The organism is Corynebacterium sp. Marseille-P8863, assembly GCF_946902955.1.
Taxonomy (GTDB): domain Bacteria; phylum Actinomycetota; class Actinomycetes; order Mycobacteriales; family Mycobacteriaceae; genus Corynebacterium; species Corynebacterium gottingense.
This window is the reverse complement of sequence record NZ_CAMPQC010000008.1, coordinates 123152-145505: the sequence shown is the minus strand read 5'-3', so window position 1 is coordinate 145505 and position 22354 is coordinate 123152. Positions and strand designations below refer to the sequence as shown.

At 64.9% G+C, this 22354-nt stretch carries 23 protein-coding genes and 1 pseudogene; 11 read left to right on the top strand and 13 right to left on the bottom strand.

Annotation, left to right across the window (positions count from 1 at the left end):
* A partial coding sequence (locus tag OVO38_RS07840; RefSeq protein ID WP_267208156.1) for a transposase occupies window positions 1–481 on the bottom strand: 481 nt, incomplete at its 3' end.
* 16 nt (window positions 482–497) lie between these two features.
* Entirely contained in the window at window positions 498–1841 is a 1344-nt protein-coding gene (locus OVO38_RS07835) for a DNA methyltransferase (protein ID WP_267208155.1), read from the bottom strand.
* A 228-nt stretch (window positions 1842–2069) separates the two neighbouring features.
* On the opposite strand from OVO38_RS07835, the gene OVO38_RS07830 reads away from it, so the two are divergent.
* The 4 genes from OVO38_RS07830 to OVO38_RS07815 all read left to right on the top strand — a co-directional run bounded on the left by OVO38_RS07830 (window position 2070) and on the right by OVO38_RS07815 (window position 5197).
* Window positions 2070–3101: a P63C domain-containing protein gene (locus tag OVO38_RS07830; protein ID WP_267208154.1), complete on the top strand. Its 1032-nt coding sequence runs from the start codon at window positions 2070–2072 to the stop codon at window positions 3099–3101.
* Between the two features lie 67 nt (window positions 3102–3168).
* A complete protein-coding gene (locus OVO38_RS07825) occupies window positions 3169–3444 on the top strand; it encodes a hypothetical protein (protein ID WP_196823699.1) in 276 nt (91 codons plus the stop codon).
* A gap of 65 nt (window positions 3445–3509) precedes the next feature.
* Entirely contained in the window at window positions 3510–4085 is a 576-nt protein-coding gene (locus OVO38_RS07820; RefSeq protein ID WP_267208153.1) for a hypothetical protein, read from the top strand.
* 89 nt (window positions 4086–4174) lie between these two features.
* Window positions 4175–5197 (top strand): hypothetical protein, encoded by a 1023-nt coding sequence (locus tag OVO38_RS07815; protein ID WP_267208152.1) that lies wholly within the window; start codon window positions 4175–4177, stop codon window positions 5195–5197.
* A 177-nt stretch (window positions 5198–5374) separates the two neighbouring features.
* On the opposite strand, the pseudogene OVO38_RS07810 reads toward OVO38_RS07815, so the two are convergent.
* Window positions 5375–5692, bottom strand: a pseudogene (locus tag OVO38_RS07810) (IS481 family transposase); the annotation flags it as partial.
* A 59-nt stretch (window positions 5693–5751) separates the two neighbouring features.
* On the opposite strand from OVO38_RS07810, the gene OVO38_RS07805 reads away from it, so the two are divergent.
* Window positions 5752–6192: a MarR family winged helix-turn-helix transcriptional regulator gene (locus OVO38_RS07805; protein ID WP_267208151.1), complete on the top strand. Its 441-nt coding sequence runs from the start codon at window positions 5752–5754 to the stop codon at window positions 6190–6192.
* Between the two features lie 82 nt (window positions 6193–6274).
* The gene (locus OVO38_RS07800; protein ID WP_095554687.1) at window positions 6275–7486 is read left to right on the top strand and encodes an MFS transporter; all 1212 of its coding nucleotides are present in this window, start codon (window positions 6275–6277) and stop codon (window positions 7484–7486) included.
* A 70-nt stretch (window positions 7487–7556) separates the two neighbouring features.
* On the opposite strand, the gene OVO38_RS07795 is transcribed toward OVO38_RS07800, so the two are convergent.
* On the bottom strand, window positions 7557–8597 hold the full coding sequence (locus OVO38_RS07795) for an HNH endonuclease signature motif containing protein (protein ID WP_267208150.1): 1041 nt from the start codon (window positions 8595–8597) through the stop codon (window positions 7557–7559).
* A 172-nt stretch (window positions 8598–8769) separates the two neighbouring features.
* On the opposite strand from OVO38_RS07795, the gene OVO38_RS07790 reads away from it, so the two are divergent.
* The 4 genes from OVO38_RS07790 to OVO38_RS07775 all read left to right on the top strand — a co-directional run bounded on the left by OVO38_RS07790 (window position 8770) and on the right by OVO38_RS07775 (window position 12055).
* On the top strand, window positions 8770–9321 hold the full coding sequence (locus tag OVO38_RS07790) for a hypothetical protein (protein ID WP_095276195.1): 552 nt from the start codon (window positions 8770–8772) through the stop codon (window positions 9319–9321).
* Window positions 9322–9409: 88 nt separating this feature from the next.
* On the top strand, window positions 9410–10324 hold the full coding sequence (locus OVO38_RS07785) for an ABC transporter substrate-binding protein (RefSeq protein ID WP_267208149.1): 915 nt from the start codon (window positions 9410–9412) through the stop codon (window positions 10322–10324).
* 6 nt (window positions 10325–10330) lie between these two features.
* Window positions 10331–11278 (top strand): amino acid ABC transporter permease, encoded by a 948-nt coding sequence (locus OVO38_RS07780; RefSeq protein ID WP_267208148.1) that lies wholly within the window; start codon window positions 10331–10333, stop codon window positions 11276–11278.
* 3 nt (window positions 11279–11281) lie between these two features.
* Window positions 11282–12055 (top strand): amino acid ABC transporter ATP-binding protein, encoded by a 774-nt coding sequence (locus OVO38_RS07775; protein WP_269150535.1) that lies wholly within the window; start codon window positions 11282–11284, stop codon window positions 12053–12055.
* Window positions 12056–12073: 18 nt separating this feature from the next.
* Here the strand turns inward: OVO38_RS07775 and OVO38_RS07770 are convergent, their stop codons facing one another.
* Genes OVO38_RS07770 through OVO38_RS07740 form a run of 7 tightly spaced genes read right to left on the bottom strand, consistent with a single transcriptional unit; the run spans window position 12074 to window position 19244 of the window.
* Window positions 12074–12826, bottom strand: coding sequence for a sulfite exporter TauE/SafE family protein (locus OVO38_RS07770; RefSeq protein WP_323746827.1), 753 nt, complete (start codon window positions 12824–12826; stop codon window positions 12074–12076).
* Window positions 12823–13299 carry a pantetheine-phosphate adenylyltransferase gene (gene coaD / locus OVO38_RS07765; protein ID WP_122085604.1) on the bottom strand — a complete coding sequence of 159 codons (477 nt, stop codon included), beginning with the start codon at window positions 13297–13299 and terminating at the stop codon, window positions 12823–12825. Before coaD ends, OVO38_RS07770 begins: the two co-directional genes overlap by 4 nt.
* Window positions 13296–13886: a 16S rRNA (guanine(966)-N(2))-methyltransferase RsmD gene (gene rsmD / locus OVO38_RS07760; protein WP_095534988.1), complete on the bottom strand. Its 591-nt coding sequence runs from the start codon at window positions 13884–13886 to the stop codon at window positions 13296–13298. Before rsmD ends, coaD begins: the two co-directional genes overlap by 4 nt.
* A gap of 32 nt (window positions 13887–13918) precedes the next feature.
* Window positions 13919–16021, bottom strand: a complete 2103-nt coding sequence (locus OVO38_RS07755; RefSeq protein ID WP_095548317.1) for an ATP-dependent DNA helicase RecG — start codon at window positions 16019–16021, stop codon at window positions 13919–13921.
* A gap of 3 nt (window positions 16022–16024) precedes the next feature.
* Window positions 16025–17626, bottom strand: a complete 1602-nt coding sequence (locus OVO38_RS07750; protein ID WP_267208147.1) for a DAK2 domain-containing protein — start codon at window positions 17624–17626, stop codon at window positions 16025–16027.
* Between the two features lie 11 nt (window positions 17627–17637).
* Window positions 17638–18282 carry a uracil-DNA glycosylase gene (locus tag OVO38_RS07745; RefSeq protein WP_095548315.1) on the bottom strand — a complete coding sequence of 215 codons (645 nt, stop codon included), beginning with the start codon at window positions 18280–18282 and terminating at the stop codon, window positions 17638–17640.
* Window positions 18279–19244 carry a thiamine-phosphate kinase gene (locus OVO38_RS07740; protein WP_095534992.1) on the bottom strand — a complete coding sequence of 322 codons (966 nt, stop codon included), beginning with the start codon at window positions 19242–19244 and terminating at the stop codon, window positions 18279–18281. Before OVO38_RS07740 ends, OVO38_RS07745 begins: the two co-directional genes overlap by 4 nt.
* Window positions 19245–19279: 35 nt before the next feature.
* On the opposite strand from OVO38_RS07740, the gene OVO38_RS07735 reads away from it, so the two are divergent.
* Window positions 19280–20239, top strand: coding sequence for a DUF3515 domain-containing protein (locus OVO38_RS07735; RefSeq protein WP_267208146.1), 960 nt, complete (start codon window positions 19280–19282; stop codon window positions 20237–20239).
* 2 nt (window positions 20240–20241) lie between these two features.
* Here OVO38_RS07735 and OVO38_RS07730 read toward each other — a convergent pair whose 3' ends face one another.
* Window positions 20242–21288 (bottom strand): D-alanine--D-alanine ligase family protein, encoded by a 1047-nt coding sequence (locus OVO38_RS07730; protein ID WP_267208145.1) that lies wholly within the window; start codon window positions 21286–21288, stop codon window positions 20242–20244.
* 42 nt (window positions 21289–21330) lie between these two features.
* Window positions 21331–22326, bottom strand: a complete 996-nt coding sequence (locus OVO38_RS07725) for an NAD(P)H-dependent glycerol-3-phosphate dehydrogenase (protein WP_095534995.1) — start codon at window positions 22324–22326, stop codon at window positions 21331–21333.
* Window positions 22327–22354: the final 28 nt, after the last annotated feature.

The following is a 22354-nucleotide window of genomic DNA, read 5'->3' as shown; positions in this document are numbered from 1 at the left end:
GGCTCATATCCACCCCCAGGGTGGTCGCGAGGTGATGCTGAATATCGCGCACTGTCATCCCACCGGCGTATAGCGAGATAATCATGTCGTCTAGCTCGGTGAGCCGACGGGAGCCTTTGGGCACCATCTTTGGCGCAAACGTGCCGGCACGATCCCTCGGCATGGTCACTTCCACCGCGCCGTAGCCAGAATTGACGGTCTTGGTGTACGACCCATTGCGGTGATTGCTCTCCTGCGCGGTTTCGACCTGGGCTTTGGTCTTGCGGTCGGAATGGCCGTAGCCCAAATGTGCATCCATCTCCGCCTGCAGACCAGCGTTAATCGACGCCTGCAACAGACCTTTGACCAGGTCGCTTGCATCATCAGCAGAGGTCGAAAGCTCGCTAATCAGGCTGGCCAGCTCAGGATTTTCCATCAGCTTCTCGCTGATCTCGTTGACCCTCGCCGGGTCATGGCCTTTCTTCGGTGACACCGTAGTCATTATCGGTGAAACTCCTTCAGATCAAAGCCTCACACACAAACTTCCTGACACCCTCCATCACGGTTTTGAGCCCCTTTGAACGACGGACCTCTACAGAGCCATCTCCGTTGCGCCCAATGATTTCGATTTCACCGCGTTCAATATCTTGCAACTTTCCGCTCGTCAGGTAGTAAGGCGTGAATCCTTTGGATTTTGAACCGACTGCTTTTGCGAAGCCCTTCTCCACGCGTTTCATCAAACTCGGTGGAGTTAGGCCCCAAATCATTTCGGTGCCGTCGGGTTTGACGCGGAAAACGGAAACACAGCCGTCCGGAGCTAGGACCGATTCTCGTGGTACATCATCTGCTAATGGAGCACTTGTCCCCACAATTCGTCCATCGCTTTCCGATACGTAGATAGCATAAAATTGGTCTGGCCGACTTCCACGTTTTGAAGTCATCTCGAACCTGCGCAGGCTGTTCCACCGCACTTTTTCCGACGAATCGACTTTGAGAACCAGGGGCTCAATTTTCGATGACCCAAATTGGACAACATAGATATACTCATCCGTCCGTGTGAACTGATTCGACCTAATCGCTCCAGTTGGGTTAATGAGCGAACTCACCATCTGAATCCTCGCCTCCGGGAACGTCTGCTCCAGCAGCATCCCTAACCGCAGATATTCCTTCTCGTCAATGGTGACAATGAGCACCGAGTCCTCGGGGTTGAGTAGCTCCTTGGCGAGTTCCAGACGCTTCTCCATCATCGACAACCACTTCGAGTGCTTGTACTGGTCATCGCCGTCAACGTAGTCGTTGTTGTATTTCCAGTCCTTGTCGCGGGTGTTGTACGGCGGGTCGATGTAGATGCAGCCCACCTTGTGGCGGTGCGTGTATGTGAGCAAGTTCAACGCGTGCAGGTTCTCTGCATTAATGACCGTGTGGAAAGGTGCCTCCGGGTCAGACGAGTTCACGACCTCACCGGTCTGGACGAGTCCGGGGTAGATCGTGTCGTCGTGCTGAGCGACAACGACAAGGTCATCCACTTTCACCGCGTCTCGCAGCTCCGGTTCGTTGCCCTGTCCGGGTTCCGCTTCGAGGACAGTTGAGGTGGCTCCGCCATCGGCCTTGCGGTCAATCTGCACGACCTTCCACAGTGTTGGGTCTGTGGGCGCCACTGTGCCACGGGGAGGGAGGATATGGACCGTGTCACCGCGGCGGACAGGCCGCGTTGGCAACTCAACGCCGTCCGGCAAACGCCGCTCAAAGACAAGGCCGAAGGTGCGCTGGTTGGTGGCGTGACGAATCTCGCGTTCTAGCTCCTGAGCCATGCGGGGGTCATAGGCCCGGGCCTGGGCGAGCAGGTCGGTCAGTCGTGACATGGGTGTCCTCTCTAGTGCTGTTTCAAGGTTAACGAACCGGAACGAGATTTCGGTTCGGGACTCGAAGCGAGCAGCGAACAGCGTTTGATGACCAGCCTGCCTGAACGTATGCCGCCGCCGGAAAGAAAGTGAGCCCATTGCACAACTACCCGTCACATTCAGTGCCAGAGAGCCGGAATCCCCTCCATACGTTGTGGAAATCGCATAGCGCGCGGCACTGGCCTAAAAGTGCGGAAAATTTACCGTTTAGCCAGTTCAGATGCACCGCGCGACATTGTCGAAATCGGCATGCTAGGATATGCGATTATGGAATCGTATGGAAAAATCGAAAACCTTGATCCACACAAAATCGCGGGTCAGAAAGCTGCCGATACACGGTGGGGCCGCACAGTCGAGAGGGCCACACACCAAGGTCAAATCCATCTCGATGACATCACACTGGATTGTTTCGTCATCGAAGATGGCCGCCGCATTATCAGTCAGGCCTCTATCATGGCTGCGCTTGGCAGATCGACTTCGTCGGGCCGGCGAACGCGAAACGACAATATGCCACCGTTTGTCGAAGCGAATAACCTCCAGCCATTCATTACACCCGAGCTCAGGGAGAACCTAGAGCGCATTGAATATCGTGTTGGGGATGAAAAGCAGGTTCGTAGCGGGTACAACGCGGAAATCCTGCCGCGCATTTGCAATGTCTACCTTGCTGCTGATGACCACGGCGTTCTTACGGCAAACCAGCGTCCGGCGGTAATGGCCGCCCAGGTGCTTGTCCGAGCTCTAGCTCTTGTCGGCATCACAGCACTCGTTGACGAGGCGACCGGCTACCAAGAAACACGAGCCGCGAACGAACTGCAAAGGTTGCTCGACGCGTATGTGCATGAGGAGTTCAAGCCTTGGATCAAGAGATTTCCAGAGGTCTTTTTCAAAGAGGTGTACCGCATACACGGCTGGGAGTTCTTTCCCGGAAAAACCAAACACACCCCATACGTTGGGCATTTCATCAATGAGTACATTTACAAGCCGATGCCAGCGGGAGTGCTCCAAAGGTTGCGGGAATTGAACCCTATCAATGAGCAAGGGAATCGGGCACGGAAGCACCACCAACACCTCTCGGAAGATATGGGTGTCAAGCACCTTGAGCGGCAAATCTCAACGGTCGTGACACTCATGCAGGTTTCGGACGACAAGCAGGAGTTTGAACAGCTCTTCAATAAGGCTGATTCACGCAATCGTCCAGTGCAGACGATGATGAAGTTTTGAGACATCAAGGATCAATCTGTTACCCCCGCCCTAGCGCCAAAGGGACTGTCGACGACATGCTCAAAGCATGACCTCACACCACGACAACTTTTGGGCCGACGAAGCCGCACCCGACAGCTTTTACGCACTGACACCAGGCGGAACCGCCCCGTACCCCGCAACGGGCTCTCGGCTCGAAGTCCGGGACGAGAACTTCAACCTCCTGTCCGTCCACTGGTCGGCGGCCGCGGCGCTCGGCGAAACTGGTGAACGGTTAGCCCGTGGCGAGAGAGCTGCTGTGTACCTCGCGCGGTGGGACCGGATCGAAACCGACAACGACCCGCTACTCAAGGAGACGTCCTAGCCTCTATCGAACCTTGTACCCCTGCGGTTGTTTGCCGTCTTCGTCTCTAGGCAGGCTCCTGGCGTATGAGCCACCACCACTTTGACGAAACAGACATCGAGTTCCTTTCCGTACCGGTTCCGAAACGGCGGCATCCCGAGTCAGTGCTTCTCCATCTCGACCTGTTCCTCGACCGCGACGAGCTCGCCCACATGAACGTGTTCCTCGGTCGCAACGCCGAGACCGTGCGCCTGCTCGGTCCTGACGGTGAACACGTCGAGTTCGACGTGGCCGAAGCGAAGAAGTTCCTCACTTTGCTCGTGAAGAACTGCGACCGCGCCACCGGTCTCGTGGCGCTTGAAGCCGACGCAGCCCCTCGGGACTTGTCGATGTGGGAGCGCTCGCGGCTCGTCGCCGAAACGCACATGGAGCACGACACTCTCGTCGCCGACACCGGCGTCTACGAGGATGCCCCGCGCGAGCTCATCGACCCTCGCTTCGGCAAACAGACCTACGAGGTTTGGACAGAGTGTGGCACCGAGTTTCTCGGCCGCACGAACAAGCTCGCGCTTGCCTGGAAGATCGCGGAGAACTGCCGGAAGGAAGGTCTGCTGGCGGTGGTGTGCCAGACGCGAAGGTGGTTTGTACCGACCGACGACTAGACAGTGGCACGGTGATTCTGTCCCGCCAAGAGCGAACCCTTCACCCCCAGACACGATTGCTCGCCCGCAACCCAAGGCACACTGGGACCATGACGAACGACTACCAGCCTGACGACTTCGACGCTCACGAAAACGACGACCATGACGACATCGACCCCCTCGACCGGCCAATTTCAGACTTCACTGATGACGAGCTAAACAGCCTTCTTTACAAGCACTACCCAAACCTGATGGCTGAAATCGCAGAAACAACGCGGAAGGCCTACTCCCCAATAGACGCCGAGTTCCTCAAATCCATAAGCCGAGCCAACATTCCGAACCTTGGGTTCGACTACTCCAGCCTGTTCGAGGACATGGTGCCTAAGATTGACCTCTCGGCTTACGCTCCGAAGATCGAGCTGCCACCCATTTCGGACGAACTGCAAAAAACCCTCGACCAGGCGTACAAGGGCATCTCCGAAAGCGTCGCCGTCTTGCCAGGCGTGGAAGCCGTCCTTCAAAGCGCGAGAGAGCTTTCGGAGCAGTACGCAGGATTGCTTCCCTTCGCCCGGCAGGAACCCCTGCCGTATCTCCAGAGCTTCAACGACGAGTTCCTCGCCGTCTACGCCTGTCTCGTACTCACCGCGGCCCGAGTTGAAAACCTGATGGCCGACCTATGCCAGCACCACTTCGGTGAAGGAGAGCTGCGGGGCGCCACGCACCGAGCACAGAAAATGGCCAGAGGGCTACGAAAAGCACTCGCAAACGAAGCACCGTGCGCAACCTGCCGCGGCATAGCGGAAGACCTGGAAGAGCCAATTGACATGAGGAACACCTTCGTACATGGGAGCTGGGAGGCCGGCGCTGACATTGCCAGTGAGGAAGAGAAGGCACGGCAGGCTCTCGTTGACCGTGCGCTAGGCGACAGTCGCGTGAGAAAGCGCAGGCTCTTGGACAAGGGTCAACTTGAAGCACTCGCCGCTGGTTGGAAAGACGGCGACGAGAACGCCCTCGATGACCTTTTCGAAGAGCAGATCATCTCCCTCGGCATCGTCACGGCCTACGCCGAGATGTTCACCGAGTTCGGCGACGCGTTGGAGGACGAGCTGTTCTTCCACGAGCAAGAACAGTAAGGCCGAGCAACTGGCATCGACGGATTGGTGAACCTGCTGGCAGCGGGCACCCATTGGAACTAAATCAAGCAACGCGTGGAACTAGGCCGTGAACGAGCCCCTATTACTGCTGGTGGAAGAGTTTTCCGAAACCCCCGAAGTCTCGAGACATCGTTCCGGTTATGTCTCGGAGCTTCTTTAATTTTTGTTGCCCGGGTTGGGGTTGAGTTCGTTGTCTTTTTGGTTGTAGTAGATCTTGTCCGGTGTCAATGTGTAGTGGGCTATGTGTTGCCCCGTGGCCGTGATTTTGATGTCTGCGGTGTTGTCTACGCACATGATGGTGATGGGTTCTCCGGCCCATCGGCGTCCGATGTAGAGGCGTCTGAGTTGGCCGCCCCATCGCAGTGTTGTTTTGCCGTTTTTGGCGACTTTGTCGGTTCGCAGGCGGTAGTCATGAGCCTTGATGTCTGGTCGGGGGTGCGCTTTGGGTAAAGCGTTGTAGGCCTCCGCAGGGGTAGATCACCCTGGCGTGGGCCCGGATTGCAACTTACATAGGCATAGTATATATTTACGCTATGCAGATTGACGAACAAACACAGCTCGCCAACAGCCTCGTGTGGGCCAGCAGCCGCTTCGCACGGACCGCATATCAAGCAACGCCGGTACAACTCTCGTACGTCTCGCTGCGCGCGATGTCCGCACTCAATCGCGAGCCCGGACTTCGCGTCGGAGAACTCGCACGTCGTGAGGGTATCACACAGCCGTCCATGAGTCAGGCAATCAAGAAGCTTGTCGACGGCGGCTTCATCACCCGCCACCCCTCGCCCGAAGACGCGCGCGCCGCGGACCTCATGATCACCGACAAGGGCCGCGACATCCTCCTGAAGTACCGCAACGACTCCGCCGCCCAGATCCTGCCTGCGCTGGACACGCTGAGCGACGACGACATCGCCGTGCTTCACCGCGCCTCCGAACTGCTCCAGCAGATCACCGAGGAACTCTCCGAGAAGCGCTAGCACATCTGCATCCCTACTTACTGAGGCCGGCAATCCAGTCGACCCCACCACATTTGTCATGCCCAAAAACAAGGAGGTTTTCATGTCCAACGCTGGTTTGGAAGACGCCGAACCGCATTCAATGCTGAAGCAACCAATCGCTGTGTGGGCCCTCGCGTTCGCCTGCACGGTCTCGTTTATGGGCATCGGCTTGGTCGATCCGATTCTGCCTGCCATCAGCCGCGAACTCGACGCGTCCCCCACGCAGACGATGCTGCTGTTCACCAGCTACCTGCTCATCACGGCGCTCGCAATGTTTTTCAGCGCCTTCATCTCCTCGCGAATCGGAGTCAAGGTCACACTCTTGATTGGCCTCGCACTCATCGTCGTCTTCGCGTTTCTGTCCGGCGCCGCCGGCTCCGTCGACGCCATCATCGGGTTCCGCGCCGGCTGGGGCTTGGGCAACGCCCTGTTCATCTCCACCGCGCTCGCGGCGATCGTGGGCGCCGCCGCAGGCAGCGCCGGTCAAGCCATCATCCTCTACGAAGCGGCGATGGGCATCGGCCTCGCCGTCGGCCCGCTGGCCGGTGGTCTCCTCGGCGAGATCTCTTGGCGAGCCCCCTTCTACGGCACCGCCGTCCTCATGGCCATCGGCTTTCTCGCAATCGCGACGCTCCTCAAGCGCAAGTCCAACAATCCCGCCCCCGTCGAATTCAGCGCAGGCTTCGTCGCGCTCAAGGAACCGGCGCTGCTCACGCTCGGACTGGTCGCGTTCTTCTACAACTTCGGCTTCTTCACGCTTCTGGCATACTCCCCGTACCCAATCGAGGAGGCCGCCTCGCTCGCAGGCAAGGACTTCGGCGCCATCGAGCTGGGATTCGTCTTCTTCGGCTGGGGCCTCACACTCGCCATCTCCTCGGTGTTCCTCGCACCCCGCCTCGTGCAATGGCTCGGCCTCTTCCCCGTGCTGAACCTGATCCTCGGCGGCTTCGGCGTCCTACTCGCCTGCCTCGGTTTCGCCGCGCTGCACCTCACGGCGGTCGTCACCCTGGTCATCATCGCTGGCATCTTCATCGGCGTCTTCAACACCGTGCTCACCGAGGCCGTCATGGAAGCCACCCACCTCCCCCGCAACGTCGCCTCCTCCACGTACTCCGGACTGCGCTTCCTCGGCGGCGCCATCGCCCCCGCGGTCTCCGGCCCGCTTGCCGCCGCGCTCGGCGCGGGCGTCCCGTACTGGTTCGGCGCGGCGTCGCTAGTCCTCTCCCTCGCAATCCTGCTCGTGGGCAAGCGCAACCTGGGCCGCCTCGCTTAACGACGCCACCGCCCCAGCGCATGCGTGTTGGCGCCAGGGGCACTGGCGCTAACTCGAAAGCGACGGCACGCTACCCGTCATCCGGCGGGTCCGGGCTACGAAACGGCGCCCGCGCGGCGTGATCCGCCCCAGTCGGTGTGACCCGACCCGACGGCGAGACCCACACAATCCGCCCACCACGACGCTGCGTCCGCCCACGCGACGGCCTACCCGCCTGATAATTGTGATACCGACACAACCACCCCAAATTCCCCACCTCAGTCTCACCCCCATGCTGATGCTCCACCATATGATGCGCATCGCACTGTGACGCCGGCACATCACAATCCTTCCACGTACACGTAAGCGAATCCGCCAACATCATCTCCCGATGCTTCCGATGCGCAAACCGCACATCATACGCATTCACCGGCCCATCAGCCGCCCCCACCAAAATCACCGACCCCAACTCAGCCAAACGCATCCGCACAAACTCCGCACCGGAGACCACCACACCATTGTCAAACCGCACCTGGACATCATCACCCGCCCCCGCGATGACCTTCACATACTCCCCCAGATCCAAATTCGCAGTCACCCGCACCACATACTCCGCCTGCGGACACTCATCAGACAACCAGCCGACCACATCATCTTTCGCCGCATCAAACAACCCCTGCACCGCAAGCGAGGGACCAGTGACCTTCAACGTGGCCATCCCATCACCATGCTGGCGCACCCGCACCCCAGGCGTGCGCGCAGGCGCCGGCAACAACTCCCGCTTCAACTGCCCAGCAACACGGCGCACACACGCCAAATCACCACTGGTGGCACACAGCGTTTCAATAAACCGCCACCGGTTCGTCGCATCTGTAATCGAGCGCGACGCACGCGCAATATAGGCCAACGTATCCACCCGATGCCCGCACTCACGAGCACCTGCCACCGCACGGGCCTGGTAACGCGAATGCGACGTCGGCGCGTACAACATGCGGGCGGCAACGACTAGCTGGGCGGCGCGGTCGGGGGCCACGCCGGCGTCGATAAGCGAATCTGCAGACACGCCAACGGCCGCGGCGACGTAGTCAACGCCGGCGCGGTCGTGGGCCACAAGGTCTGCAATCACATCCATACCCAGCACCATACGGGCCTGTGACCAGCGCAAACAAGCACTTGTGAGAAGACTCCCAAAACACCCACCGAAGGGAACCGCGGGCCTACATATTGCGTCTAATACTGGTTAAGGGTTTTCCGCGCGCCTCGCCGATGGGACAATGGTCCACCCGCTTGGTTAGGATGTTCGCATGCGCCAGACCATTCTCGCCGGCACCATCGCTGCCGCACTCGCTGTATCCACCGTCCAGTTCAGCCCCCTCGTCCCGGCCGCCGCCGCTGCGGAGGCGGGAGAGAACGGGGGCGATGGGGCGTCGTCAAGCACTCGCCCCAAGGGCAACAAGCCCGGCGACCCCGCGCCCGGCCTGAAGCCGCTGGACTACGACGAAGAGAAGGATCCCATGCACCTGGATCCGGACAAGAACCCGGTGAAGAAGGTGTCGAGCTCCGAGATGTTCCTGGATTGGACCAAGGACATGGAGGAGGGCGACGGCAAGGACGTCGTGCAGGCGTGGGCGAAGAACTCGTCGGTGCCGGATACCGCGAACCCGTGGGAGCTGGCGAAGCAGGAGGTGCAGGGCTCGTCGATGATGTCGTCCGGCTTTTTTACCGGTGACTTCGCGCAGAGCTCCGCGGGGTCGAGCCGCGCTGCGTCGTCCGTCATCCCGGTCATGCTGGGCCTGCTGGTGATCGGCCAGCTCGTGGAGCTGGTGATGCGCGGCATCCGCATGGCGCAGCAGTAGCTTTGCCGCACGGCATGGCGACTTCCCCGCCGACACCGTTGCGAGTAATATACAGTGCACAGTATATTTCTACGCTTCTGGAAGTTCCATGCACGCAACATTCACCGCACGCCGGGCAAGCGTCCTCGGGGCCTGCCTCGCCGCAGCGACCCTGCTGACCGGCTGCGTGACTAACACCGAGGACGGTACGCCCGATGCCTGGGAGCCGATCGTCCCGGAAGAAGTCCCCGAGATCGCGGCCCTCGTGCCCGAGCAGGTCGCCGCGGACGGCAAACTCTCCATCGGTGCCAACCCGCCATTCGCCCCGTTTGAGTTTAAGAACTCCGAGGGCGAACTCATCGGGTTCGAAATGGACATCGGACGCGCGCTCGCGGGCGTGATGGGCCTGGAATACGACCCGCAAGACATGGACTTCTCCATGATCCTCCCCGCGGTGCAAGCCGGCAGCCTCGACGCCGGCATGTCCGGATTCACTGACAACCCTGAGCGTCGCGAATCGTTCGACTTCGTCGACTTCCTGTACGCCGGCATCCAGTGGGCGCGGCAGACTGGCAGCGCCGTCGACCCCAACGACGCCTGCGGGCTCACCGTTTCTGTGCAGCGCACGACCGTCTCCGAAACCGACGACGTGCGCCCCAAGTCCGACGCCTGCGTCGAGGCGGGCAAGGAGCCGATCACCGTCCTCTCCTTCGACACCGCCGATAACGCGGCGCTGGCCGCGCTCGTCGGCCGCGCGGACGCGTACAGCGCCGACTCCCCCGTCACCGCGTGGGCTGTGGAGCGCTCGGGCGGCGACCTCGAGCTCGTCGGCGAGATGTTTGACGCGGCGCCGTACGGAATCGCCGTACCGAAGGACTCGGAGCTGGGCCCCGTCATGGCGCTGGCCATGCAGCACCTGATCGACACTGGGGAATACGCCCGCATCCTGGAGCAGTGGAACGTCGATAGTGGGCTGCTCGAACACGCACTCCTGAACGAACAACCGATAGAAGGGCTGGGGTAACACCAGATGAGCAACAAGGTATACAGCCGGCGGAGCAAGCCGGAGCGCATCGAGGCGAAGCCGCTTCGCCACCCCGGCCGCTGGGTGCTCGCCGCGATCCTGGTCGCGCTCGTCGCCTGGTTCATCATCGGCGCCGCGCGTAACGACGCCTACGGGTGGGACACCTACTTCCAGTACCTCTTTGACACCCGCATCGCCATCGCCGGCCTGCACACGCTCGCGATCACGCTGCTAGGCATGATCATCGGCGTCGTCGGCGGCATCCTGCTCGCGGTCATGCGCATGAGCCCGAACCCGGTGTTCAACGCGGTCGCCTGGCTCTTCCTCTGGGTCTTCCGCGGCACGCCGGTCTACGTGCAGCTGATGTTCTGGGGACTGATCGGCGCGATTTATGACTCGATCAACCTCGGCTTCACCGAGATCCCGCTCGAGCCGTTCACCTCTTCCGCGTTCGCGCTGGCGGTCGTGGGCCTCGGGTTGAACGAGGCCGCGTACATGGCGGAGATCGTCCGCTCGGGCGTGTCCTCGGTGCCGGAGGGCCAGGTCGAGGCGTCGAAGGCACTCGGCATGAGCTGGTGCCAAACGATGACGCGCACGGTGCTCCCGCAGGCGATGCGCATCATCATCCCACCGACGGGCAACGAGTTCATCTCGCTGCTCAAGACCTCGTCGCTAGTCGTGGCGGTCCCCTACTCGCTCGAGCTGTACGGCCGCTCCATGGACATCGCGGCGGCCCTGTTCCAGCCGGTGCCGCTGCTGCTCGTCGCGGCGACCTGGTACCTCGTCATCACCTCGCTGCTCATGGTCGCCCAGTACTACCTGGAGCGCTACTTCGAGCGCGGTGCGACTCGCCAGCTCACCGCCCGCCAGCTCGCCAGCTTGGCCGACGCGGAGGGCACCATCCCCTCCAACGTGGAAATCATCACCGCACCGGACAAGAAGAAGGGACGCTAAGCCATGACGGTCAAAGCAACACCGATGATCCAGGCCGTGGACGTGTGGAAGTCGTTCGGCCAGTTGGACGTGCTCAAAGGCATCAACCTGGAGGTCATGCCGGGCAGCGTCACCTGCCTCATCGGCCCATCGGGGTCCGGCAAGTCGACGTTCCTGCGCTGCGTCAATCACCTGGAAAAGGTCAGCGCGGGCCGCCTGTACGTCGACGGCGACCTGATCGGCTACCGCGAGCGCGACGGCGTGCTCTACGAGATGAGCGAGAAGGATGCGGCCAAGCAGCGCCGCGACATCGGCATGGTGTTCCAGAACTTCAACCTCTTCGGCCACCGCACGGTGCTGGAAAACATCATCGAGGCGCCGATCCACGTCAAGGGCGAGGACCCGGCGAAGGCGAAGGCGCGCGCGATGGAACTGCTTGAGATGGTCGGCCTCGCCGCGAAGGCCGACGCCTTCCCCATCCAGCTCTCGGGCGGCCAGCAGCAACGCGTCGCGATCGCGCGCGCCGTGGCCATGGAGCCGAAGCTCATGCTTTTCGACGAGCCCACGTCCGCCCTCGACCCCGAGCTCGTCGGCGAAGTGCTGCGCGTGATGAAGGACCTCGCCGCCGAGGGTATGACGATGATGGTGGTCACCCACGAGATGGCGTTTGCCCACGAAGTGGCCGACCACGTTGCGTTCATGGCGAACGGCCAGGTCATCGAGTACGGCACGCCCGCCGAGGTCCTGGACAACCCGCGCGAGGAGCGCACCAAGGCCTTCGTTTCGACGCTGTTCTAACGCTCGTTCTAGCGCCCTTTACGCCCCGAACATCCCGACCAGCCCGCGCACGAGCGCGGTAAACCCGCCGAAAAACGCGAGCGAGAGCGCCACGGTGTGCGCCTTGGCGCTCGGGATGTGCGGGGCTAATTTCGTGCCCGCAACCTGGCCGACGATGAGCCCCGCGGCCGCCGCCACCCAGAACGCCGCCGGGATGGTCGCCAGGTTCGCAGCCCCGGTGAGCTCCTTGATCAGGAACGAGACCGCGCCGGAGACCATGAAGATGGGCTGCAGGGTGGCCGCGTAGGTGCGCTGCGGCCAGCGCGCCGCCTGCGAGTACACCGTGATGGCGGGCCCTGCCACGCCAGCGAGCGTGTTCATGAGCCCGCCGACGGCGCCGGAGACGGCCGCGGGCAGCGCGCCTTCGATAGGCGGCACGTAGCGCTTACCCAGGGTCACCACGCTCAGCGCGATGAGGAGCACGATGCCGACGACCACGAGCAGCGCCGAGGGCGACACCGCGCGGATGAGGAACGCACCCGGCACCGCGCCGACGACGAGCGCCGCCGCAATCGGTGCGAACTTGCCCCAATCGACGTCCGCGCGCATGGACCACGTGTTCAGCACCGCGTTGATCGTGGCGAGGACGTTGATGAGGATGATGCCCACGACCGGCCCCAGCATGAGCGAGAGCGCGGGCGCGGCGATGAGACCGAGCCCCATGCCGGAGACGCGCTGGGAGATGGCGCCGGCAGCGATGGCAACGAACACGCCGACGGCGAGCCAGATCACTGGAACTTCTCCCGCATGGCCTCGCGGACCGTGTGCGGCACCAGCCCGGTGACGTCGCCGCCGTACTTGGCCACCTCTTTGCACAGGGAGGAGGAGACGTAGCCGTACTTCTCGTCCGTCATGAGGAAGTAGGTGTCGATGCCGGACAAGCGGCGGTTCATCTGCGCCATGGGCAGCTCGTAGTCGTAGTCCAGCGAGGAGCGCAGGCCCTTGACCAGGGCGGTCACGCGGTGCTCGTTGGTGTAGTCGACGAGCAGGCCTCCCCAGGAGTCCACGCGCACGCCCGGGATGTCGGCGGTCACCTCGCGGATAAGCGCCATGCGCTCCTCCACGCTAAACAGGCCCGACTTCTTCGACGGGTTGCCGGTGACAAGCACGACGACCTCGTCAAAGCTGTGCGAGGCGCGGCGCACAATGTCGAGGTGCCCGTTCGTGATCGGGTCGAAGGACCCGGGGCAGACAGCGGTGGTCATTGCTCCTCGCTTTCGTTGGTCTCGGGGTCCGCGTAGACGGCCATGTCCATGCGGGCAATGCCGTAGGTGCGCTTCTTCAGCTTCTGGCCCGTCGGGGTGAAGGTCGCCGGCCAATCGGTCTCGGGGCTGTCGCGGTGGCGCTCGACGACGACCACGGCTCCGTCGATAAGCAATGGCTCGAGCGCGCGGACCATCTCGGCGACGGTGGCGTCATCGAGCGCGTACGGCGGGTCTGCGAGCACCATGTGGAAGTGCTTGCGCGGGGCGCGCGCAACGTAGGTGGAAGCCTTGACTGGCTCGATGCGGACGTCCGCGTGGCCGACGACCTCGGCGTTGTGCTCGATGACGGCGACCGCACGCGGGTCATTTTCCACCAGCACCACCTGCTGCGCGCCGCGCGACGCTGCCTCGAGGCCAAGCGCGCCGGAACCGGCGAACAGGTCGAGCACGTTCGCCCCCGTGAACCCGAAGCGGACCTGGAGGGACGAAAACAGGCCCTCGCGGGCGCGGTCGGATGTCGGCCTCGTGCCCTCGGGCGGGACCTTGATCTTCCTGCCGCGGGCGTCTCCGGAAATAATGCGGTTCATGCCACACACTGTAGCGGGCAGGTAGCGCGGGTTTAGCTTTTGTCTAGGTATTCGAAGTCTTCGGCGACAAAGTCCGCGGTGGCGCTGCGCGCGAACTCCAGGTTGTCGGCGACGATGCTGCCCGCGTCCCGGTAGGCGCGCTCGACGAGTGCTCGGTCGTCCACAAGATTGATCAGCCGCAGGGTGCGGTGCAGGCCCGATTGCTCCTTGCCCAGCACGTCGCCCTCGCGGCGGTTGAGCAGATCAAGCTCCGCGAGTTTGAAGCCGTCCGTGGTGGCCGCGACCTGCTGTACCCGGGTAAACGACGGGGAGCCCTGGTCCGCCAGCGTATGGAAGAGGCACCACGACTCGAACCCGCCACGGCCGACGCGCCCGCGCAGCTGGTGCAGCTGGGAGACGCCGAAGTGTTCGGACTCGCGCACCATCATCACCGTGGCATTGGGCACGTCCACGCCGACCTCGATCACCGTGGTGGACACGAGCACGTCCGTGGCGCCCGCGGCGAAATCCGCCATCACGGCGTCCTTCTCTTCGCCCTTCATCCGGCCGTGGAGGACGGCGACCGTGCTGTCCGGGAACTCCGCGTCGGCGAGGTACTCGGCCACCTCGTGCACGCCACCCTCGCCCTCGATCCTGGGGCAGACAATGTACGCCTGGTGGCCCGCCGCGATCTCTTCGCGGATCTTCTCCCACGCGCGCGCCACCCAGGACGGCCGAAACTCCGGCACGACCGAGGAGCGAATCGGCTTGCGCCCGCCTGGCAGCTCCTTGAGCGTGGACACGCTCAGATCGCCGAACACGGTGATGGCGATGGTGCGCGGGATGGGGGTCGCGGTCATGACGAGCAGGTGCGGGGTGCGCTCCCCCGCCTTCGCCCGCAGCGTATCACGCTGCTCCACCCCGAACCGGTGCTGCTCATCCACTACGACCAGCCCGAGGTTGAAAAAGTCCACCGTGTCCTGGATCAACGCGTGCGTGCCCACGACGATGTCCGCCTCGCCGGAGACGATCTTGAGCAGCGCTTCCTGCTTCTGCGCGGCCCCCATGGAGCCGGTGAGCGCGACGACGCGCGCGGGAACGCCGGCGCGCAGCAGCGTCTCTGCAAGCGAGCGCGCGTGCTGCATCGCCAGCACCTCGGTCGGCGCGAGAAGCGCGGCCTGCGCGCCGTTGTCCACCGCCTGCAGCATGGCGATCAACGCGATGATCGTCTTGCCGGAGCCGACCTCACCCTGCAACAGCCGGCTCATCGGCCGCACGGAGGCCATGTCCGCGCTGATCTCCCCGAACACCGCCGACTGGCCCTCCGTGAGCGCGAACGGCAGCTGGTCCAGCAGCCTCGCCTGGTCCCGGTCCGCCACCCGCGGCAGGGCCTCCGCGCGACGGTGCGAGAGGTCTGCCCGGCGCACCCCCATGGCCAGCGCGACGGACAGCGCCTCGTCGTACTTCAGCCGGTGCAGCGCCTTGCCGGGCCCCTCGGGGCCGGGCTCGTGGATCTGGCGGACCGCCGAGTTCAGCGGCAGCATCCCGATCGGCGTGAACCCGAGCGGCTCCTCGATGGTCGGCAGCGAGTGCAGGACCATGTGGACCGCGCCCATAATCGTCCAGGTGTTGATCCCCTTTTTCGCCGGGTAGATGGGCAGCCAGTCGCGCCCGGAAAGGATCTGCTCCAACGACCCGAAGTGCATGAGTTGTTTCAGTGAGCCGGTGGCCTGGGACGTGCCGTCGAGAAGCACGAAGTCCGGGTGCTGGAGCTGGGGGCGGCCGCGAAAAAAATTGAGCTTGCCGTTGAGCATCACGCGGCGACCCTCGCGGAGCATGCGTTGCGCGTAGGCGGAGCCGAAGAAGGTGGCGGGGATGGTTTGGCGGCCGTCGTCGACCTCGATGCGGAAGATGGGGCGCTTCGGGGTCTTGCGGTTCGGGATCAAGGTCGTGCTCACGACGGTGCCGATGATCGTCGCGGTGGAGCCCTCTTCCATGCCGGTCAAGTCTGCGCCCTTGCCGTACTGCAGGTAGCGGCGCGGGTAGTACTGCAGGAGCTCGCCGCAGGTCGTGATGTCCAGGTGCTTCGCAATCGCACGCGCCTGTTTGAGCGGGATGACCAGGTTCAGCGGACGCGAGTCTGCAAACCCAAGCATGGGCTACTCCACCCCAATCTCGGCGACCGCGCCGAGGCCGTCTGCCGGGTACGCCACCGCCTCAACGCCGAGCGTCTCGGCGAACCGCACCGCGAGCGCGTCCAACTCTTCGGCGTGCAGGTAGGTGGGGTCGTAGAGCACCGTGACCTGCTCGCCGCCGTGATCGAGCAGGCGCCGGCACGCACCCTCGAGCGCCTCCGCCGGCGTGTCCGCGATGAGCACGGTCTCTCCGTGAGCAGTAACGATGATGTCGCCCTTGCCCACGGGACCACCCTGGATAAGCCCCGCCTTTGTAGCGCGGTGCGCGACTGCCGTGCGCATCTCGCCCGCGGCCTCGGACATGGTGAACGCGGCGGTCGCCAGGGGCTGGTTCGCGTCGTGGACGGTCAGCGCGGCGATCCCGGAGACCAGCCGCACGGTGGCGAGCAGCGTGATCGTCTGCTCGAAGGCCCGCGTCGCGCGCTCGACCGCGACCAGGTTCCGGCTGTCCAGCAGCCCGTTTGGCAGCAGGATCACCTCCTGGGCGCGGGAGCGGCGGATCGCTGCGAGGATGTCCGCCACCACATCAGGGCCGGGGGCAATGGTCACGGCGCCGGCCTGACCGTACAGCTCGGTGAGCGAACCGGGCGGCGTGACCGCGATGATCACTCGCTTCGGCGCGCGCGTCACCGGCTCCGCGGGCAGGATCTCCAGCCGCAGGTTACTGACCTGCCCTGCGCCGAAGGCCTGCTCGATCACCTCGCCGGCGCGCTCGGTATGGATATGGACGGTTCCCTCGTCCTCGCCGGCGCGCGCGACGACGAGGCTGTCTCCCAGCCCGACCAGCGCGTCTTCGAGCCGCCCGAGCGCACCGACCTCGCCGCGGAAGTAGAACATGACCTCAAGGTTTCCCGCGGCACCGTGCGAGTGCGCCGCCGAGCCAGTGCTTCTGGGCGCCCCCTCCCCCGGCTCGCTTGCCCCCGGCGCGTTTTGCGCAGCGCCATCCGCCACCTCGGCCACGAGGGCTTCGAGGAGGATGACCAGCCCCGTCGCGCCCGCGTCGACGACTCCGGCTTGGCGCAGGGCCTCGAGCTGCGACGGCGTGTTCGCCAGCGCCTGCTGCGCCGCCCCGGTTGCGACGGCGGCGACGTCGCTGAGCGTGTTCGCGGTGGTGCCGGCAGCCGCCTCCTCTGCGGCGACGGCGGCGGCCCGCAGCACGGTGATCACTGTGCCCTCGACGGGCTCGGCGATCGCCCGGTCCGCAAACCGCACCGCGGCGGCGAGCGCGTCGGCGACGATGGCCCCACCGGAGGTCTCCTCCGTCATGGACTGCGCCAGGCCGCGCATGACCTGGGAGAGCACGACGCCGGAGTTGCCGCGTGCGCCCCGCACCGCGCCCTGGGCGAGGGCTTCAGCGACCTCGGCGGCCGTGGCGTCCGCGCCGATCTGCTCGGTCGCCTCCACGGCAGCATGCATGGTGTGCGCCATGTTGGAGCCGGTGTCCGCGTCGGGAACCGGGAACACGTTGAGCTCGTTGATCTCCACCCTGCGGCGTTCGAGTTCGCTGGCGGCGCGCCTGGCCCATGAGCGCAGGCGGTCACCGTCGAAGCCACGAGGAGTCACCATGAGCGGTTATCTTACAGGCCCCAGTCCACCGGCTGCCCACCTTGGTCTTGAAGCGCCTGGTTGGCCCGGCTAAACGGGCGGGAGCCGAAGAACCCTCGGCTGGCGGAAAGCGGGGACGGGTGCGGGGACTCGATGCGCGGCGTCTCACCAAGAAAGCGCGCCGCCGACTGCGCGTCGCGGCCCCAGAGGATCGCCACGAGGGGCTGGTCGCGGGCCGCGAGCGCGCGGATCGCCGCCTCGGTCACCGCTTCCCAGCCCTTCCCGCGGTGCGAGGCGGGCGCACCGGGCCGGACCGTGAGCACGCGGTTGAGCAGCAGGATGCCCTGGGCGGACCAGGACGACAGGTCGCCGTCGGCGCGCGGGGCGACGCCGAGATCCTCCTGCAGCTCCTTGTAGATGTTGACCAGGCTGCGCGGCGGCTTCACGCCCGGCTGGGTGGAAAACGCCAGGCCCATCGGGTGGCCAGGCGTAGGGTACGGGTCCTGCCCGACGATGAGGACGCGCACCGCGTCGAACGGGTCCGCAAACGCGCGCAGGATGTCGTTACCGCGCGGCAGGTAGGCGTCCTCGCCGCGGAGGAAGTCTCCCATGGCGTGGATGCGGTCCTCCACTCCCGCGAGCGGTGCCTGCCAGGTCTCGTGTACGGGCAGATTCATCCGAAGCTCTCCCATCCGTTGGTGTAGTGGGGCGCGGTGGCGTCGATAAGCACCTGCCCTGTGCGTGTGACCCTCCCGATCGAGCGGAAGCCGACGGGCGCGGAGCCGTCACAGGTGCCCAGAAGCGTGTGGTCCTCGCCGCCGGTGAGCACCCACTCCCAGGGGTCCTGCCCGAGGAGCTCGCCGGCTTTGCGCAACAGGTCGTCGGGCGCGATGGCCAGGCTGGACAGGTCGATGCCCACCTTGGAGTGCGTGGCAATCTGGGACAGGTCGCGGATCAGTCCGTCGGAGTTGTCCGTCATCGCGGTGGCGCCGGCGGCGCGCGCAACCACGCCGCGGCCGGGGGTCAGGCGCGGGACCTGGTGCGCGTGGACGAGCGGCTCGAGCGCTTCCGGGATCCGCACCCCGGCGTTGAGCAGCGCGAACCCGGCGGCGGAGTAGCCGATGTCGCCGTGGGCCACGACGCGCTGCCCGGGCCGCGCGTGGTCCAGCGAGAGCGGATCGCGGTTCCCGCCGAGCGAGCCGATCGCGGCGACGGAGACCACGAGCTGGTCTGACTGCGTTACGTCGCCGCCGACGAGCTCGGTGGAATAGTCCGCGGTTGCCTGGCCCACGCCGCGCGCAAGCCCCTCGATCACGGCGAGCGGCATCTCCGGCGGCGCGGCGATGGCCAGCAGCGCGGCGATCGGGCGCGCGCCCATCGCCTCGATGTCTGCGAAGTTTTGGACGACGGCCTTACGCCCCACGAATTCCGGCGTGGTGAGGTCGGCGCGGAAGTGGCGCCCCTCCACGAGCATGTCGGTGGCGGCCACAACCCGCGAGTTCGGGGTCGAGGGGGTGAGCACGGCGGCGTCGTCGCCGTTGATGGGCGATGGCGAGGCGCGCACGATGGCGTCGATCACCGCGTGTTCGCCCACGGATGTCAGCGTGGGCCCGACGGTGGGAAACCCGGTTCGGATCACGGTTGCTATACCGCCTTTCGTTAGACTGTGGCGCCATGAGTGCTTCCCCGGCGAACGAATCACAGGTTAATAGAACAGCGGCGTACGTCAGCCTTGGGCTCGCCGTCGTCTTCGTTGTGGCGGTGCTCGGCGGGGCGCGCTTCGTGGCCACCCAGGCCGCGAACCAGCCGGTAGCGATGTCCCAGCTCGACTCGCCGCAGGCCGGGTCTCAGGAGTGCAGCACGCTTATCGACGCCCTCCCCAACCGCCTCCTCTCCCACCGCCGCGCAGCACTTGCGGACCCCGCGCCCGAGGGCGCTGCCGCGTGGCAGTCCTCCTCCACCGAGCGGGTGACCTTGCGTTGCGGGGTGGCCATGCCGCAGCAGTACACCGCGTTCGTCGAGCCCCTAACCTTCGAGGCCGCGGGCGCCCACTGGCTGCGCGTCGACGACGCCACCCCCGGCTCCACCATGTCCACCTGGTACACCGTGGACCGCGAGCCCGCCGTCGCCGTCACCGCTGACGAGGCATCCCTCGGCCGCGACGACACCCCGCTCGACGGCCTGGACCTCTCCGCGCTGCCGGAGCAGCAGCACAGCTACGCGCCGGCGCCGCTGACGCAGCTCGCTGCCGACGAGTCGGGCGCGGCTGACTCGTGCCGCGCGCTCACGGACGCCGCCCCCGACTCGATTGCCGAGGGCTACCGCCGCAGCGCGCCTCGCGACGTCCCCGAGTCCGCCCACGTCATCGGCTGGATCGCGGACGGCAAGGAACCGATCGTGGTGCGCTGCGGTGTCGCGGACCCGGCAAGCTACGCCGCGGGGGCGCAGCTCTCACAGGTGGATGACGTTCCCTGGTTCGAGGACACGACACTGGCGAACGGGACGACCGCCTCGACCTGGTACGCGCTGGGTCGTGCGACGGGCGTGGCGGTGTCGCTGCCGCAATCGGCGGGCAGCGAGGCGATCACGAACCTCTCCGCACTCATCGCCGAACAGCTGCCGGAGCAGGGCTAGCGCTACCGCTTCAGCGCGGTGGTGACCAGCAGGTCCAGCAGGTCTGGGTACGCCAGCCCGCTGGCCTGCCACACCTGCGGGTACATGGAAATCGGGGTGAACCCGGGCATGGTGTTGATCTCATTGAGCACCGGGCCGTCCTTGGTAACGAAGAAGTCGATGCGGGCCAGGGACTTGCAGTCCAGCGCCTCGAAGCAGCGCAGCGCGAGCCGCTTGAGCTCCGCGATCGTTGCCTCGTCGTAGGGCGCGGGAATGGTCGCGGTGACCTCGTTGTCCAGGTACTTCGTCTCGAACCCGTAGAAGCCCTCGGCGGAATCCTCGGTGCCGTTGAGCCTGGCGGGCACGCTCGCTTCAATGCGCCCGTCCGGGTGCTCGATGACGCCGACTTCAACCTCGTCACCGTGCAGCTCCGACTCGACGAGGACCTTGCCGTCCGATTCGTGGGCGAGCGCGATCGCCTCGTCGAGGGCCTCCCACGACTCCACCTTTGACACGCCAATCGACGAGCCACCCGAGGCAGGTTTGACAAAGACGGGCAGTCCGAGGCGGGCACGCTGGGCGTCGTCAAGCGTCTGCCCTGCGCGCAGCACCACCTCCTCGGCGACAGCGACCCCCTCCGCCCGTACGAGCTTCTTCGTGTACTCCTTGTCCATGCCGCACGCGGAGGCGAGGACGCCGGGGCCGACGTAGGGCACGCCGGCCATCTCGAGGAGGCCCTGGATGGTGCCGTCCTCGCCGAACTTGCCGTGCAGGACCGGGAAGACAACGTCGACCTGAGCCAGGGCCTCGCCGCTTGCCGCGTCGACGAACACGCCGCGCCGGTCCGGGTTGAGCGAGAGCGCCACCTCGCGCTTCCCGGATACCTCCGGCAGCGTGGCGCCCGCGACCGGGTCGAGCGCGCCCTCCACCCAGGCGCCGCTGCGCGTAATGCCCACGGGGTAAATCTCGTAACGCTCGGACGAGAGGTGCGCCATGACTGCGCCGGCCGAGATGCAGGAAATCGAGTGCTCGGTGGACTGGCCACCGTAAATGACGGCTATACGAATCACAGATCGAGACTACACCAGCCAGCTGCTCCGCCAGCTTCCCAGCTACTCCGACTTCTTGCTCCGCCCCATCAGTGCCGCAATCGTCTCCGGCACCTTCACTCCCTTGTGGCACACGGCGTACACCGCCTGGGTCAGCGGCATGTCCACGCCCCGCTCCTGCGCGAGCTGGAAGATGCTTCTCGACGACACGACGCCCTCCGCGACCTGCCCCTTCGTCGCAGCCTTCGCCTCCTCGATCGTGGCCCCCTTGCCCAGCGCGGCGCCGAACGTGCGGTTGCGGGACAGCGGAGACGAGCACGTGGCGACGAGGTCGCCCAGGCCGGCCAACCCGGAGAACGTGCGGGCGTCCGCGCCCAGCTCCGTGCCGAGGCGGGTGATTTCCGCGAGGCCGCGCGTGATCAGCGAGGCCAAGGTGTTCTCGCCGAGGCCCTGGCCGGAGGCCATGCCGCAGGCGAGCGCGATGACGTTCTTGGTCGCCCCGCCGATCTCGCAGCCGACGACGTCCTCGTTGGTGTACGGGCGCAGGTAGTTCGTCGCGCAGGCGGCCTGCACCAGCTTTGCGCGGTTGAGGTCGGAGCAGGCGATGACGGTGGCGGCCGGCTGCTCGAGCGCGACCTCCTTGGCCAGGTTCGGGCCGGAGAGCACGGCGATGCGATCCTCGGTCGCGCCGGTGACCTCGCCGATGATTTGGGACATGCGCAGGTGCGTGTCCGATTCGATGCCCTTGGAGATAGACAACAGCGTCGAATCGGTGCGCAAATGCTGCGCCCACCCGGTGAGGTTGTCGCGCATCGTCTGGCTCGGCACCGCGAAGACGACGATGTCCGCGCCGAGTGCGGCTGCGGCGTTGGAGGTGGGGCGCACGGCGTCGGGAAGCGTGATGCCCGGCAAATAGTCGGGGTTTTCGCGTGTGGTCTCTATCGTGCGGGCGAGCTCCGGGCGGCGCGCCCAGAGGTCCACCGCGTTGCCGGCGTCGGCGAAGACCTTTGCCAGCGTGGTGCCCCACGAACCGGCACCGAGCACTGCCACATTCACCATTGCGTTGCTGCCTTCCTCATTCTTCCTC